At 50.9% G+C, this 14905-nt stretch carries 17 protein-coding genes; all 17 read left to right on the top strand.

Annotated features, from left to right (window positions below; genetic code table 11):
• Positions 1-60 precede the first annotated feature (60 nt).
• The 17 genes from IPM31_11315 (at position 61) to IPM31_11235 (ending at position 14903) form a co-directional block, all read left to right on the top strand.
• A complete protein-coding gene (locus tag IPM31_11315) occupies positions 61-1524 on the top strand; it encodes a hypothetical protein (protein MBK9007568.1) in 1464 nt (487 codons plus the stop codon).
• Between the two features lie 232 nt (positions 1525-1756).
• Positions 1757-2125, top strand: coding sequence for a DUF2200 domain-containing protein (locus tag IPM31_11310; GenBank protein MBK9007567.1), 369 nt, complete (start codon positions 1757-1759; stop codon positions 2123-2125).
• Positions 2126-2343: 218 nt separating this feature from the next.
• A complete protein-coding gene (locus IPM31_11305; protein ID MBK9007566.1) occupies positions 2344-2691 on the top strand; it encodes an NIPSNAP family protein in 348 nt (115 codons plus the stop codon).
• Positions 2688-3035, top strand: coding sequence for an antibiotic biosynthesis monooxygenase (locus IPM31_11300; protein ID MBK9007565.1), 348 nt, complete (start codon positions 2688-2690; stop codon positions 3033-3035). Before IPM31_11305 ends, IPM31_11300 begins: the two co-directional genes overlap by 4 nt.
• 62 nt (positions 3036-3097) lie before the next feature.
• A complete protein-coding gene (locus IPM31_11295) occupies positions 3098-3562 on the top strand; it encodes a hypothetical protein (GenBank protein ID MBK9007564.1) in 465 nt (154 codons plus the stop codon).
• Positions 3546-4085, top strand: coding sequence for a hypothetical protein (locus IPM31_11290; protein ID MBK9007563.1), 540 nt, complete (start codon positions 3546-3548; stop codon positions 4083-4085). Before IPM31_11295 ends, IPM31_11290 begins: the two co-directional genes overlap by 17 nt.
• 38 nt (positions 4086-4123) lie before the next feature.
• On the top strand, positions 4124-4324 hold the full coding sequence (locus IPM31_11285; GenBank protein MBK9007562.1) for an RNA-binding protein: 201 nt from the start codon (positions 4124-4126) through the stop codon (positions 4322-4324).
• Positions 4325-4326: 2 nt separating this feature from the next.
• Positions 4327-4614 (top strand): DUF1905 domain-containing protein, encoded by a 288-nt coding sequence (locus IPM31_11280; GenBank protein ID MBK9007561.1) that lies wholly within the window; start codon positions 4327-4329, stop codon positions 4612-4614.
• 210 nt (positions 4615-4824) lie between these two features.
• On the top strand, positions 4825-5790 hold the full coding sequence (locus IPM31_11275) for an NAD(P)-dependent alcohol dehydrogenase (protein MBK9007560.1): 966 nt from the start codon (positions 4825-4827) through the stop codon (positions 5788-5790).
• Positions 5791-5868: 78 nt separating this feature from the next.
• Positions 5869-7413 (top strand): aminotransferase class V-fold PLP-dependent enzyme, encoded by a 1545-nt coding sequence (locus IPM31_11270; protein ID MBK9007559.1) that lies wholly within the window; start codon positions 5869-5871, stop codon positions 7411-7413.
• A gap of 132 nt (positions 7414-7545) precedes the next feature.
• Entirely contained in the window at positions 7546-8220 is a 675-nt protein-coding gene (locus IPM31_11265; GenBank protein MBK9007558.1) for a response regulator transcription factor, read from the top strand.
• Positions 8221-8298: 78 nt separating this feature from the next.
• Positions 8299-9345 (top strand): hypothetical protein, encoded by a 1047-nt coding sequence (locus IPM31_11260; protein MBK9007557.1) that lies wholly within the window; start codon positions 8299-8301, stop codon positions 9343-9345.
• A gap of 202 nt (positions 9346-9547) precedes the next feature.
• Positions 9548-10486, top strand: coding sequence for a dienelactone hydrolase family protein (locus IPM31_11255; GenBank protein ID MBK9007556.1), 939 nt, complete (start codon positions 9548-9550; stop codon positions 10484-10486).
• Positions 10487-10652: 166 nt separating this feature from the next.
• Positions 10653-12278: a methylcrotonoyl-CoA carboxylase gene (locus IPM31_11250; GenBank protein ID MBK9007555.1), complete on the top strand. Its 1626-nt coding sequence runs from the start codon at positions 10653-10655 to the stop codon at positions 12276-12278.
• Positions 12279-12306: 28 nt separating this feature from the next.
• A complete protein-coding gene (locus IPM31_11245) occupies positions 12307-12804 on the top strand; it encodes a hypothetical protein (protein ID MBK9007554.1) in 498 nt (165 codons plus the stop codon).
• Positions 12805-12924: 120 nt separating this feature from the next.
• A complete protein-coding gene (locus IPM31_11240; GenBank protein ID MBK9007553.1) occupies positions 12925-13410 on the top strand; it encodes a DUF1579 domain-containing protein in 486 nt (161 codons plus the stop codon).
• Positions 13410-14903, top strand: a complete 1494-nt coding sequence (locus IPM31_11235) for an acetyl-CoA carboxylase biotin carboxylase subunit (GenBank protein ID MBK9007552.1) — start codon at positions 13410-13412, stop codon at positions 14901-14903. Before IPM31_11240 ends, IPM31_11235 begins: the two co-directional genes overlap by 1 nt.
• The last annotated feature ends 2 nt before the right edge of the window (positions 14904-14905 follow it).

Raw genomic sequence — 14905 nt, 5'->3', positions numbered from 1 at the left:
TATACGGCAAAAAGTAGGATTAAGACGTAGTTGGCTGGCTAATTGGGAATCTGAGAAAGCATGAAAAACAAAACGGCAAGCATTGTTTTAATATTAGTAACTATTTTTATAAATTCATGTATCAGGCAGGGCAAAGAAAGTTCCGTACCAGATAATGATATTTTGCGTATTTTCTATGAAAATCACAACATCTCCGCCGTAGGCAATGGGGACAAACCAACATTTGAACAGTTTGCGGGAGATGTTATTTACCAACGAGAAGATATAGATGTAAATGAAGATGGAAAAAAAGAGATACTTATCTCAGGCTCGATTTCACTCCCCAAATGGTCTTTTTTTTCAATCTATCAATTGGATACATCTGACCAATGGGGAGAGATTTATTTTTTAGAATCACGTGGATGGTACGACTCATTAGTTCAGCAAAAATTTTCACATCCCTACATATTTGTAGATTTCTTAGGAAGTTGGGGCGGGACAGGTGTTTTCTCTGTTGCTATTGACCGAAATATCGTCAGGTGTAAAGAAGAAAAATGCGACTCAATTTCATTTACCCGTTACTATGAAGGACGCTCAGGAGATGGACGCCAATCATCTTGGGGATATTCAAAAGGAACGTCATCTATTATAGATAGTCATATTGAAATCAATGTTGTGGGATATAAACAAAGCAGCAACTACACAACAAATGAAGTTTGTGACCCGTCTGGAAATCTGTGGTACAACAGCGTGTTTCAACCCACACACACTGTCAACCCTCATATCACGAAAAAATACATCTGGGAAAATGATAAATTTACTGAGATAAATTCCAAAGAAATACCTGGATTCAATGTGAATATATCCTCAGATAGTTATGGCGATGGGCGCGCGGTTTTCATGATTAATTCTTTTGCAGGAGAAAACGCATCCCCCCAACATCAAATGGAAACTTATAATGATTTTTTCGGCATCAAGGATGATACTACCGAGTCACCCCTTACGCTCCCTTGTTTTGAGTTGAAAGGAGACCAAAACCCAATTTGGGTTCCAAAAAATATACTCATGACCGACTACCACTTAAACGATAAATCCTATTATGTTGCAGTTAATGAAAAGTGCGATATGGTTATTTGGACATGGAATTCCAACGACGGGAACATTTCTTCTTTAGAGCAGATGAGGTTTATTACAAAGCAAAAAGTTGAAGGCTGCGACTCTAATTTCCTTTCTTTCCAATGGGTAAATATCACCCAAACTTCATTTCCCGAATTGGTTATAAGATCTGGTTTTCTACATCAAACAGCATGGATTTTTGATGTTGAAAAAGGCGCAGAATTAATATATAAAGCAAGTGGTATAGTTCATGACGAAGATACGGCAGGCGTACAAGTGCAGTTAAAAGATAAACACATTTTGTTAACTATTGGATTACCATATCATAAAGAAGATTGCGTCACAACATTTGAATGTTTCTCTCTTGAAAAACAGTATGAGATATATGTTTGGGACGATACTTCACAAAAATTTACACTTCAACCATAATCTGTTCGCTAAACGCCAACCGTTAACCTGCAAAGAAAAACTCATCTGCGCCCAACGAGTCAACGCGGCAATTAATTTGATTGTGTGCTGTAAAATTGCCGACCCTTGAACAGATCGCGCAAAAGTCATATAAGAATATAAAGTCGCAGGACGGGCATATCAACCAAATCCTATGGCAAACCGCGAAAAAATAGTGTTTCTGTAAAGTCCGCGCCTAACGAGGAACCAAGCCATGAACAATAAATCTAACGATCGGGTTTTTCGATATATATTTGCGAATGTATATCCGCTATACATTCAAAAAGCGGAGCGAAAGAATCGCACGAAGAAAGAAGTTGACCAGGTCATCTGTTGGTTGACTGGCTACACTCAGGCGGGTCTGCAACAGCAGATCAAAAAGGGAAATGACCTAAAAACATTCTTCGCTGAAGCGCCAGCCATGAACCCAAATCGGTCGCTCATCACGGGCGTCGTGTGCGGCGTGCGCATCGAAGAGATCGAAGACCCGCTGATGCAAAAAATCCGTTATTTGGATAAACTGGTGGATGAACTCGCCAAAGGGAAGGCGATGGAGAAGATTCTGCGGTCATCCCCCGCTTGAGGCTGATTCTGCTTGGACGGTTTGCCGTCTCCACCCCAGCGTAATGGCGCAATCCGTTGGGCGCCCAACCGCCATAGTTTCTGCTATGAGTAGATCACGAAAATAGGATCTTGATGCGGTTACACCGCGTCAAGGCAGTCGGCACGATTTGTTTGGTCAATCGAACTGTCGCCTGAACTTTCGTGAAGTACTGACCATCACTACATAGGAGTTTTGCAATGACGATCACTTGTTTCATCCGCTACGAGATCGATCCTTTTCAGCGGGATGCTTTCAAGGAATACGCGGAGAATTGGGGACGCATCATTCCCCGCTGTGGAGGACATCTTGTTGGCTACTTCCTACCTCACGAGGGAACAAATAACATCGCATGGGGATTGATCGCCTTTGATAGTCTGGCATCGTATGAAGCCTATCGCGCGCGCCTCAAGTCAGACCAGGAAGGTCGTAAAAACTTTGAAATGGCGCAGGCGAAGCGGTTTATCCTTCACGAAGAACGGACTTTCGTGGAAGTCGTTGATGGCACGTTTGGTATTCCTGCAAGCCTGATGGGAGGTTCCTCTTGATCGCCGTGATTTTTGAAGTGTTGCCGCATCCAGATCAAAAGCAAGTTTACCTAGACTTCGCCGCCGATTTGAGATCCCACTTGGAGCATATTGACGGCTTCATATCAATTGAACGATTCGAAAGCCTGACTGAGCCGGGTAAAATTTTGTCTTTGTCCTTCTGGCGGGATGAAGAGGCTGTGAAGCAGTGGCGAAACCTCGACGCGCACCGACGCGCCCAATCTGCGGGTAGACAGTACGTTTTTGCAGAGTATCGCCTGCGCGTGGCGCAAGTCATCCGAGACTATGGATTAAACGACCGCATGGATGCGCCTGACGATTCGCGACAGGTTCACGGTGGCTGAGTTCAAGCCAACCGCCGCTACCCAACAAGGCGCGCGCTGTCCCTGCCTAGACGAGAATTTCCATGCCCCTGAAATTTGAAGAAAGTAGTCATATCAACCTCTCGGCAACCGAATTCATTGAAAAACATTTAACGATGGGCGGCGTAAATTATGAGTTAGGACCTTTTCTCAAAATGACGTGCCCAAAACAATGGGAGCAGAGACCATTAACCGAATGGCAGACGGGTACGCCGCTGTTCCGCAGTGTGATTTTCGCGCTTTGGGTATTCCCAATTGACGTCCATTCGTTTTACATGGAGAGGGTGTCGGCGCATGGGTTCGAGGAGCGCTCCTCCTCATGGATGAATTCGTTATGGGCGCACAAACGGACAGTCGCACCCGACGGCGCATCTTGCAAGATCCATGATGTGGTGGAGTTTACGCCAAGGATTAGGATCATCGGCGGGTTGGCGGCTCTGATCTATCAAACAGTTTTTAGACACAGACATAAAAGACTTAAGGCGCGTTTCGATGCAAAACCACGCTGACAGACCTCCGCATGAGCAAGACACCATCGTAGTTCCACTAAAGCGCTTCCTGCTCATCGGAGAATGTCCTCCCGAGTGGAAGGACTTCGATCTCTACCTATTCCGAGATAACGACACAGCGTTTTACGTCGGGCAATCACAACTCGCCTTTGCTCGCGTGTGGGAACATCTCCTCGGCGGATTCAAGGGACACTCGATTGTGGGTCGATTCGTGTGGGTCAACTGGCCCAAGTCTATGAGTTTCACGATTGAATTGTTGAGTTCACAGTCGGAGCAATTCGATGTCGTTGGGAATGATTTATCCGCTTCGGAGCGGCTGTTGATCGAGCGCTGGTCGCCGTGTTTCAACGTTTCACTGAATAGTCAGCCGACGCCTCTGCCGACTTCCTACTTGCCGCCGAATGCGCCGCGATTTGCTAAGCAAATCGGACGCAGAAGAAGTTTGAATGCACTGCTTCACGAAGCGGAGCGCGCCGTGAAAGCGGACGATGCGAAACTATGGCTGCAATCCATGGAGCAATGAATGGAATGCGGCGCGGTCCATTGAAACGAACAGGAGCAATACACATGAACAGTAGACAACCAAAAGACGGCGACTTTTGCGAAGTGATTCGCGGAACACACGCGGGTAAATCTGGAACCGTCAGAGACAGCAAGATGAGCAAGACGGGTCATGTCACTATCACCATTGTGCAAAAGAATGGCGAGCGGTTCAAGACGCTTGCGCGAAATATTCTCGTCAAGCCGCGCGGTAGAGCCTGACCATGACCTTCGAGTTCAGCGGCGCGATCTTCCATTGGCGCGGACCTGCTCCGTATCTTTTCGTCGCTGTGCCAGAAAAGCAAAGCCGCGATATCCAAGCCATCTCAAGAGAGGTCACGTATGGCTGGGGAGTGATTCCCGTCCACGCGCGGATCGGCAAGACCGAGTTTAAGACCTCCCTGTTCCCGAAAGACGGTCTCTATCTTGTGCCGATCAAGATGGTGGTCCAAAAAGCGGAAGAGATCGGCGAGGGGGATAATGTGAAGATACGGCTTGAAATCCGTTTGTAAACATAACACGGGGGGGGAACAACCTCCACAATCCCTGACAGGCTCGTCCATATTTCCTCCACAATGAGTTGATAACCTTACAGCAAATATAGGCATGTCATTCTGAGCCGCCCTTCGACTTACTCAGGGTAAACTCCACGACGAAGAATCTCTACCGCAACAAACGAGACTCTTCGCTCCGCTCAGAGTGACATAAAAGGAGAATCAACCATGAAAGCAGTTATGTTTGAGTCGTATGGTCAGCCAGATGTATTGAAGATCAAAGAGATCGCAAAGCCAGAAGTTTCAGATGATGCCGTGCTAGTTCGCGTGCGCGCCTCCTCGATCAATGTTGCGGAATGGTACGGTATGACAGGCTTGCCCATCGCCCGCATTCTGGGCGGCGGACTCGTCAAGCCGAAAGACACGCGTCTCGGCGCGGATTTTGCGGGCGTGGTCGAAGCGGTCGGCAAAAACGTCACCGATTTCAAGCGCGGCGACGAAGTCTTCGGCGGGAGAAGCGGAGCGTATGCGGAATACGTCAGCGTGAAAAATGCCATCGCGTTGAAACCAGCCAACGTCACGATGGAAGAAGCGGCGTCCGTCCCCACAGCGGGAATCACCGCGTTGCAGGGACTGCGCGATCACGGGAAAATCCAGCCCGGGCAGAAAGTCCTGATCCACGGCGCGTCGGGCGGAGTCGGATCGTTTGCGATTCAGATCGCCAAAGCGCTCGGCGCGGACGTGACGGCTGTGTGCAGTACGAACAATGTTGAACACGCTCGCAGGCTGGGCGCCGATCATGTGATTGATTACACCAAAGAGGACTTTACGCGCAACGGCAAAAAATATGATCTACTGCTCAATGTCAATGGCGGGCGTTCGTGGTCTGATTACAAACGCGTTCTCAAGCCAGACGCAACCTTTGTGCTCATCGGAGGACCCAAGACGGAATTGATCGGTCCAGTCAGTCTTTTGGTCAAGATGAAAGTTTCGATGCTGGGCGCGAGTCAAAAATTCGTGTTTTTCACCGCCCAATTCAACCGCGCGGATATGCAAACCTTGAAAGAACTGGTCGAAAGCGGAAAAGTGAAACCGTTTGTCGAGAAGGCTTACCCAATGACGCGCATCGTTGACGCCATGACACATCTTGGCAACGGTCATGCGCGAGGCAAGATCGTTGTCACAATGACATAAACGAACCCCGCAATATCAACTCGCTTTGTACGATCACGTATATGAGAATCAAAATGTGGCGCTCGGAGAGGTAATCCAATGGAACTTAGATACTTTGAATTCTTGAAACACCTCATTCGCTTCAATCGGCAGGTCTATCTCGATCACAATGCGACGACGCCTGTGAGCGACCATGTCCGTAGAAAGATGGAACAGGTGTTGAGAAACCAATACGGCAATCCATCATCGTTCTATGGTATTGGCAGAAAATCGGCAGAGTTGCTCGAAGAAGCCCGTCAACACGTGGCAAAAGCGATTCACGCCGACCCGTCGGATGTTTATTTCACTGCCTGCGCGACCGAGTCAAATAACGCTGCGCTCAAATCGGTTGCCGCGCATTTTTATCCGAAAAAGAAGAAGATTGTTTCCACGCCCATCGAACACCCTTCTGTGTTGAAAACGCTGGACTATCTCGAAACCCAAGGAGTGATCGTCAAATATTGTCCAGTTGACGACAAAGGGCGTGTACAACTCGTCGAATTGGAAAAGATGATCGATGAGGATACCTTCCTTGTCTGTTGCATGTTGGCAAACAATGAAACCGGCGTCATTCAAGACATCAAAGCGGTGACGAAGATCGCGCATCAACACGGCGCGTTGGTATTGACAGACTGCGTGCAAGCGTTGGGAAAAATTCCGATTGACCTCCACTCATGGGATGTTGACTACGCTTCCTTCTCGGCGCACAAACTATATGGACCGAAAGGCATCGGCGCGTTGTACATCAAACAGGGAAGTCCATTTACTCCGTTGCTCCATGGCGGTCATCAGGAAAGCGGACTGCGAGCTGGGACGGAAAGCCTTCACAACATCGTCGGCTTTGGCGCGGCTTGTCAGGACGTGGATAAACTCCTCGCGCAGAGCAAACGAACTCAAACATTGAAGCGACAATTGACTCAACGGCTCAAAGAGATCAAGCCAGATTGCGTGATCAACTCGCCAGAATCAGAATCCCTGCCGAACACGCTTAGCGTTACCTTCCCCGGCGTGGAGAATGCCGGGTTGATGGGAATGTTGGACTATCGCGGCATCGCCGTCTCTGCCGGGTCGGCGTGCAGTACCGGCGAAGATACGCCCTCCCACGTGTTGAAAGCGATCGGCGTATCCGACCAAGCCGCCCGCGAGACGATTCGAATCAGTCTCGGGCATGAAACTTCATCACGCGACATCCGATACGCGACACAGGTAATCCAAGATTACATTGAAGGACGAATCTCTTTCGTCAACATGCTCGCGCCCGCGCAATTGAATGAAAACATTCTCTTCGACGAGAAAACTTTCATCCTCGATGTGCGCCCAGGCGATGACCGTAAAAAATTCGAGGGTCTGCCAAATTCTCACCAGGTCAACCCGCTCCGAGTCGAAAACTACTTGAAACAACTTCCGCGCGATAAAAATATTTTGGTGTACTGCCCGGGCGGCGGGCTTTCGGTGATGATCTCGTATTACCTGAAATCGAAAGGCTTCAAGAAAATCACCAACCTGCGCGGCGGGCTGGACGGCTGGAGAAAGCGCCGCAGTGACCTGTACGAAAAATACGCCGGGCAAAACGTCACAATCCTCGAACCGGACAAGGTCAACTAAAAGAAAACATCCTCCACTCTCCCCTTTCTACTTTCTACCTCATTCTCTCTACTTTGCGTGCCAAAAACTTTCATAACTCATCCTTGATAATTCATCCTTCATCATTCCCCTTTCCTCCCTTATACTCCCCCCATGCCACCCCTCATCCTCGTCGTGGATGACGAACCCAAGATCGCGCGCCTCGCGCGAGATTATCTGGAGAAGAACGGATTCCGCGTCGTCACCGCCGCCGACGGTCAATCCGCGCTGACGATTGCCCGCCGCGAAAAACCCGACCTCCTCATCCTCGACCTGATGCTCCCACAAATGGACGGGCGCGAAGTCTGCCGCATCCTGCGCCGCGAAAGCGACGTGCCCATCATCATGCTCACCGCCCTCTCCGAAGAAATAGATCAAGTGACGGGTCTCGAAATCGGCGCGGACGATTACATCACCAAGCCGTTCTCCGTCCGCGCGTTGGTGGCGCGTGTGCGGGCGTTGCTCCGCCGAACGCGCGGCGATGTCAAAGCGCCGAGCCTCATCCGCGTGGGCGGGCTTGAAATTGATTCGGAAAAATACGCAGTGTCTTTCAACAACAGTCCGATCAAGTTAACTCCCAACGAATTCAAATTGCTGGTCCTGCTCGCCAGCCGTCCCAGCCAAACGCTCACACGCGAGCAATTACTCGAAGACCTGCACGGCACATCCTCCAGCATGGATCGCAGTGTCGATTCGCACATCAAGAACCTGCGTAAAAAACTCGAAGCCGCCTCAGGCAAATCCATGATCGAAACGGTCTACGGAATCGGTTACCGCTTCATCGAATAACCTCTTTCCTCATCGCACTGGTCACTGCTCACTGACTTTCCACTTTCCACTCGCTACTTTCCTCTTTCCACTCTCCTCATGTCCACCTCCCCTCCTCCCAAACGCCGACACCGCTTCGTCCTCCTCGTCATCTTCTTCATCCTCACCGTTTTCCTTTTTGTCGGGGGCATCGCCGCTCTTCTTTACCTGCTCTTTTCGCAATACACCAACATCAGAAACATTTGGATCCTCGTCTGCGGCGCGCCCGTCGTTCTGGTCGTCATCCTTTTCATTACCGCCTTCAACCTCTATCTTCGCTACGGCAAACCTCTCGAAGAGTTTTTCAAAACGATCAATGCCGTCGAAGAGGGTAATCTCTCGGCGCGCGTGCCTGAGAATAAATCCGATATGTTCAGCGATCTCATCAAACGCTTCAACAAGATGGTCGGCGAACTCGAACGCGCCGCGCAACAACGCCGCAACCTCACCGCCGACATCGCGCACGAACTCCGCACGCCGCTCCACATCATTCAAGGCAACCTCGAAGGCATCGTGGATGGCGTCTATCAGCCCACGCCCGAACACATCAACAACACATTGGATGAGACTCGCCTCCTCACCCACCTCGTGAACGACTTGCAGACTCTCTCCCTCGCCGAAACGGGACAACTCCCGCTTCATCCCACCTTATTTCTGCTCGCCGACCTTCTGCATGATCTCACTTCGAGTTTTTCCTCCCAAGCCGCGTCCCTCGGCATCGACCTGCAAACGCGCCTCGCCGATGAACATCAACAAGTCACCGCCGATTATGACCGCTTGAATCAAGTCCTATCGAATCTCATCTCGAACGCCCTGCGCCACACTCCTCATGGCGGGAGAATTTCCATCGAAACCGAATCCGCGCGCGATACGCAATACGCAGTACGCATTACGATACAAGACACTGGCTCTGGCATCCCCCCCGCCGATCTCCCCTTCATCTTCGACCGCTTCTGGCGCGGCGACAGATCGCGCAGTGAACGCGCCCACAGCGGACTCGGACTCGCCATCACGAAACAACTCATCCACGCGCATGGCGGCACGATCGAAGCGCAAAGCGAACTGGGAACAGGCACAACGTTCATCATCGAGTTACCCCGCGGATAATCAGCAGACACGAAAACACGCCCTTGACGACGTTGCACTGCGTCAAGGAATACGACACGATTTGCTTGGCAAATCGAACTGTCGCATAAACTTTCGTAAAATATGAAATACTGAAGTTGGGGATAATTTTTCTGTCTTGTCACAATCCGTCACCGCAAAGTTTACTTTGCGGCGCTGTAAATTTTTATGCTAGACTTGTCGCATGAAAAACAATCGCCTCATCACGAGCCAAATTTCAGACACCGTAACACGCCTCATCCTTCTGCCATTGATCGCCACCCTGGCGGCTGGATGTGGATCACCCGCGCCCAGCCCAACCGATATGGCCGCGCCTCCTACCCAACCGTCGTCACTCCCCACCGATACTTCGGCTCCCCCTGCCACCCAGCCGGTCACGCCGACTACGGAAACGACAGCCACACTTCCGGTCACCGACGCGCCCGCGCTCCCGTCGAACATTCTCACGGGTCAACATCCATTCACATCCCAATCGGGAGGTCGGAACTATCTGCTCTTCCTGCCCTCAAATTACGGAAAAGACCCCGCGCAGAAATTTCCCCTGATCCTTTTTCTACACGGCTCAGGGACGAGCAGTTCGAACACCGACATGCTTCTCTACGAAGCCCTGCCTCAAATTTTGGGGTTCACGCCGGACTTTCCGTTTATTGTGCTCTCGCCGCAATTGACCGGCAAACCGGGCGATGAGTATTGGTTTCAAGATAAGGTGGAGGCGTCTGTTTTTTCCCTGCTCGATGAAGTGACCGCATCATACGCCGTGGACACGACGCGCGTCTACCTGACGGGTGTGAGCATCGGCGGAAACGGGGTGTGGGAGTATGGACTGCGTCACCCAGACACGTTCGCCGCGCTCGCGCCAGTGATGGGGTTTGTCGGCGACACAACCGGCTTCCATGTCCCTGCAAATATTTGCGATTTGAAAAACAAACCCATTTGGGCGTTTCATGGCGCAGTCGATACGATCGTGCCGCTCGAGGCGGAACAATCCCTCGTGGATGCGTTGAAGGCGTGCGATGGCAACATCCAGTTCACGGTGTATCCTGACGGCGACCACGATATCAGCGGCAGGGTCTATCAGGATCAAGAACTTTATACGTGGATGCTGGCGCAGTCGTTGAAGTGATTTGCGTGGAAAGTGGTGGGGTACAATCGGTGTCAAGTTTCAGGTTCCAAGTTTCAGGTTCAAGTGGACGGTCTTTGCCTCCCTTAATTCATTTCAATGTTATGTTTTCCTGGGGAATGTGCTAGACTCTCGATAACTACAAACCCATCCAATTACCAATTACATCATGGAAACCATCTCCTCCTCCATCAACACCTCCTCGACTGAATTCAAACAAAACTCCGAACACCATCGTTCATTAGCGAACGAACTCAAGGGACGCCTCGCTAAAGTTCGCGAGGGTGGCGGGGAAAAATATCGCAAGCGACACGAGTCGCAGGGCAAACTCTTCGTCCGCGAGCGGATCGAACGCCTGCTCGACCCCAATTCTCCATTTCTCGAATTCTCCGCGCTTGCCGCGACCGATCTTTACGATAACGAAGGTCCAGGCGCGGGTATCGTCACGGGCATCGGGCGCGTGTCCAACCGCGAAGTCCTCATCGTCGCCAACGACGCGACCGTCAAAGGCGGATCGTATCTCCCGATGACGGTCAAGAAACATCTGCGCGCGCAACAGATCGCCGAAGAGAATCATCTGCCCTGCCTGTATCTCGTCGATTCGGGGGGAGCGTTTTTGCCATTGCAAGACGAAGTCTTCCCCGATGTGAATCATTTCGGTCGCATCTTTTACAATCAGGCAAGAATGTCCGCGAAAAAGATTCCGCAGATCGCGGCGGTGATGGGCTCGTGCACGGCGGGCGGCGCGTACGTCCCTGCGATGAGCGACGAAGCCATCATCGTCAAAGGCACAGGCACGATCTTCCTCGGCGGACCTCCGCTCGTGAAGGCGGCAACAGGCGAGGATGTGAGCGCGGAAGATTTGGGCGGAGCAGACGTCCACACGCGGCGAAGCGGGGTTGCGGATCATTTTGCGGAGGATGACGATCATGCGATTGAGATTCTGAGGAATATTGTTGAGACACTTCCGTCGAAAGTAGAAAGTGGAAAGTCATCTTTCTACTTTCCACTTTCTAAACCCGAGGAACCTCTTTATCCCGCCGAAGAAATCTACGGCATCCTGCCCGCGACGTTCCGCGAGACCTACGATGTTCATGAGATCATCGCCCGCCTCGTGGATGGAAGCAAATTCCGCGAGTTCAAAGCGCGCTACGGCACGACTCTCGTCTGCGGGTTCGCGCGGATTCATGGATACCCCGTCGGCATCATCGCCAACAACGGAGTCTTGTTCAGCGAGTCCGCGCTCAAAGCGACTCACTTCATCGAACTCTGTGACCAACGCGGCATCCCGCTCGTGTTCCTGCAAAACATCACTGGCTTCATGGTGGGACGTGAAGCCGAAGTCGGCGGCATCGCCAAAGACGGCGCGAAGATGGTCCATGCGGTGGCGACGACTCGCGTGCCGAAGTTAACCGTCGTCATCGGCGGCTCGTTCGGCGCGGGCAACTATGCCATGTCAGGTCGCGCCTACGGCTCACGATTCTTATGGATGTGGCCCAACGCAAGAATCTCCGTCATGGGCGGGGAACAAGCCGCGAACGTCCTGCTCACCATCAAACAAGACCAACTCGCCCGTGAAGGCAAACCTGCCATGACGAAACAAGAAGCCGACGAGTTCAAACGCCCTATTCTAGAAAAATACGAAGATGAAGGCAATCCCTATCATTCCACCGCAAGATTGTGGGATGATGGCGTGATTGATCCTGTGGATACGCGTCAAGTGCTTGGTCTAGCATTATCTGTTGTTTTGAATTCACCTGTGGAAGAAAATAATTTTGGCGTGTTTAGGATGTGATACAAGCAATCTCAAGGATTCAATCAAAATGAGTAAAGTAACTTCACAAATCAACCGATTTATCCAAATACTGATAATTGCAGTTTTTGGACTTGCGGGATATGTAGTTTCCATAAATGTAAAAACAGAAGGCTGGGGTTTTTATTTATGGATCGTGTGGGGATTACTGAGTGGCATTGGATTTGCGCTTGGGTATGCGGACAAAAAGTACCAAATCTTTTTGTGGGTAATTTTCGGCGCCTGCTTGGGATTGTTATCAGCAGTCATTGGCAGACAAAAACAGGACTTAATTACAATGCCTTTGATTTTTGTATTCATGGGTACACTGATAGGATACCAAACTTACGAAAGCCCGAAAAAGGTAAAAATTGGAGCTGTGATTGGAGCAATTTTTCTAGGTGGGTTGGCATTAGCTGGTGCGGGAATAATTCTTGGTGAGATAGAACTCAAGGACAGTCCATTAGCTATAGCTACAGGCTTATTATTGGGAGCTTGGCTTGGTGCATATACTGCTTCTAAATTTTAGCCTGACAAGAAATGTCACTCTGAGGGAGCGTTTGCCGCGACCGAAGAGTCTCTTACTCCCGCAAGCAGAGACCCTTTACTCTCGCTCAGGGTGACATAATTACCAATTACGGAGACAAACATGACATTCGAAAAATCTTCAGGTAGCCCACATCATTTTCTATCTCAATTAGCAGGAGGTTGGTCAGGTATTTCCAAACTCTGGCTTGAGCCAGATAAACTTGCTGGTGAATCGCCTCTCGTTGGTAATATCCAACTCCTCCTCGATGGACGCTTTGCTCTCTTCCTCTATCAATCATCCATCGAAGGCGAGCCGCAACACGGAATGTTCACGTTTGGTTACAACACCCAACTCAATCGTTACGAAGCCTCATGGGTCGACTCCTTCCACAACAACACCGCCATCATGTTCTGCACGGGGAACGCCACCGAAAACGGATTCTCCGTCCTCGGCAGTTATCCCGATCCCTCTGGCGGACCCGACTGGGGCTGGCGCACGCAAGTCGAAATGATTGACGCCAATCATTTGGTCATCACCGCATACAACATCCACCCCGAATACGGCGAAGCCAAAGCCACCGAAGCGACGATGACGCGCATCAAATAATGTTCAAAAAAATTCTCATTGCCAACCGCGGCGAGATCGCCATTCGCATCCTGCGCGCCTGCAAAGAACTCGGCGTCAAAACGGTCGCCGTCTATTCCGACGCGGACAAAAATTCACAACACGCGCAACTCGCCGACGAAGCGATTCACATCGGCGCCTCTTCGCCGAAAGAATCGTATTTAAATGCGGATGTCTTAATTCAAGCCGCCCTCGCCTCCCAAGCGGATGCCATCCACCCGGGCTATGGCTTCCTCTCGGAAAACGCCTCATTCGCAGGGAGGGTTGCCTCAGCCCATTTGACCTTTATCGGTCCCTCAGCGGACTCGATCCGCGCCATGGGCGACAAAGCCGAGTCGAAGATTCGCATGAAGCAGGCAGGCGTGCCGACAGTCCCAGGCTTCGAGGGACTCGAATCCGAATCCGATTTCAAGAAAGCCGCGCAGGAGATCGGCTATCCCGTTCTCGTTAAAGCCGCGGCGGGAGGCGGAGGCAAAGGCATGAGGGTGGTGAATCAGCCCGAAGAGTTGAAAGAAGCGATCGAGTCCGCGCGCGGCGAAGCGCTGAACGCGTTCGGCGATGAACGTCTGCTCGTCGAAAAATATATCCCGAACGCGCATCACATCGAGTTTCAAGTCTTCGGCGACCAGCACGGACATCTCGTGCATTTATTCGAGCGCGAATGTTCGACGCAGAGGCGTTATCAAAAAATTATCGAAGAGACTCCATCGCCATTGCTCACGCCAGAACTGCGGAAACAAATGGGAGATGCCGCAGTTGCCGCGGCGAAGGCTGTAAATTATTTCAATGCAGGGACAATTGAATTTATCTTCGACCCCAGACCTTCGACCTTCGACCTTCAACCTTTTTACTTTCTCGAAATGAACACTCGTCTCCAAGTGGAACACCCCATCACCGAACTCACCACCGGACTCGACCTCGTCCAATGGCAGATCCGCGTTGCGGCAGGCGAGCGGTTTCCATATTCGCAGGAACAACTGACTCAACGCGGACACGCCATCGAATGCCGCGTCTACGCCGAAGACCCCGCCAACGGATTTTTACCCAGCACAGGAAAACTTTTGCAATACATCGAGCCGCGCGGACCTGGCATCCGCGTCGACTCAGGCTTCCGCGCAGGCGATGAGGTGACACATTTTTACGATCCGCTGTTGGCGAAGTTAATTGTGTTTGGCGAATCGAGAGAAATCGCCATTCAAAAAATGCAAGCCGCGTTGCGCGACTTCGTCGTGCATGGCGTGACGAGCAACGTGGATTTCATGCAAGATGTTTTAGCTCATCCCGATTTTGCCGCTGGACGAGTCTACACACGCTGGGTGGAAGATCAACCTACGTGGAGTCAGCCCGCCCCGTCGTTTGAAGCGCTTGTCTCCGCCGCGCTTGCTGATACATCAATCGAAAATCGTCAATCGCAAATCGTAAATGAGCACGATCCTTACAGCCCGTGGAAAAATCCAAATGGATTCAGAAATTAAAT

Origin of the sequence: Candidatus Defluviilinea gracilis (assembly GCA_016716235.1) — a bacterium.
Taxonomy (GTDB): domain Bacteria; phylum Chloroflexota; class Anaerolineae; order Anaerolineales; family Villigracilaceae; genus Defluviilinea; species Defluviilinea gracilis.
This window is presented reverse-complemented; position numbering and strand designations above follow the sequence as displayed.

What these genes read in the sequence shown, in the direction of transcription:
- IPM31_11315 (MBK9007568.1), top strand. Translation starts at nt 61, where the DNA reads ATGAAAAACAAAACGGCAAGCATTGTTTTAATATTAGTAACTATTTTT.
- IPM31_11310 (MBK9007567.1), top strand. Translation starts at nt 1,757, where the DNA reads ATGAACAATAAATCTAACGATCGGGTTTTTCGATATATATTTGCGAAT.
- IPM31_11305 (MBK9007566.1), top strand. Translation starts at nt 2,344, where the DNA reads ATGACGATCACTTGTTTCATCCGCTACGAGATCGATCCTTTTCAGCGG.
- IPM31_11295 (MBK9007564.1), top strand. Translation starts at nt 3,098, where the DNA reads ATGCCCCTGAAATTTGAAGAAAGTAGTCATATCAACCTCTCGGCAACC.
- IPM31_11290 (MBK9007563.1), top strand. Translation starts at nt 3,546, where the DNA reads ATGCAAAACCACGCTGACAGACCTCCGCATGAGCAAGACACCATCGTA.
- IPM31_11280 (MBK9007561.1), top strand. Translation starts at nt 4,327, where the DNA reads ATGACCTTCGAGTTCAGCGGCGCGATCTTCCATTGGCGCGGACCTGCT.
- IPM31_11275 (MBK9007560.1), top strand. Translation starts at nt 4,825, where the DNA reads ATGAAAGCAGTTATGTTTGAGTCGTATGGTCAGCCAGATGTATTGAAG.
- IPM31_11270 (MBK9007559.1), top strand. Translation starts at nt 5,869, where the DNA reads ATGGAACTTAGATACTTTGAATTCTTGAAACACCTCATTCGCTTCAAT.
- IPM31_11265 (MBK9007558.1), top strand. Translation starts at nt 7,546, where the DNA reads ATGCCACCCCTCATCCTCGTCGTGGATGACGAACCCAAGATCGCGCGC.
- IPM31_11260 (MBK9007557.1), top strand. Translation starts at nt 8,299, where the DNA reads ATGTCCACCTCCCCTCCTCCCAAACGCCGACACCGCTTCGTCCTCCTC.
- IPM31_11255 (MBK9007556.1), top strand. Translation starts at nt 9,548, where the DNA reads ATGAAAAACAATCGCCTCATCACGAGCCAAATTTCAGACACCGTAACA.
- IPM31_11250 (MBK9007555.1), top strand. Translation starts at nt 10,653, where the DNA reads ATGGAAACCATCTCCTCCTCCATCAACACCTCCTCGACTGAATTCAAA.
- IPM31_11245 (MBK9007554.1), top strand. Translation starts at nt 12,307, where the DNA reads ATGAGTAAAGTAACTTCACAAATCAACCGATTTATCCAAATACTGATA.
- IPM31_11240 (MBK9007553.1), top strand. Translation starts at nt 12,925, where the DNA reads ATGACATTCGAAAAATCTTCAGGTAGCCCACATCATTTTCTATCTCAA.
- IPM31_11235 (MBK9007552.1), top strand. Translation starts at nt 13,410, where the DNA reads ATGTTCAAAAAAATTCTCATTGCCAACCGCGGCGAGATCGCCATTCGC.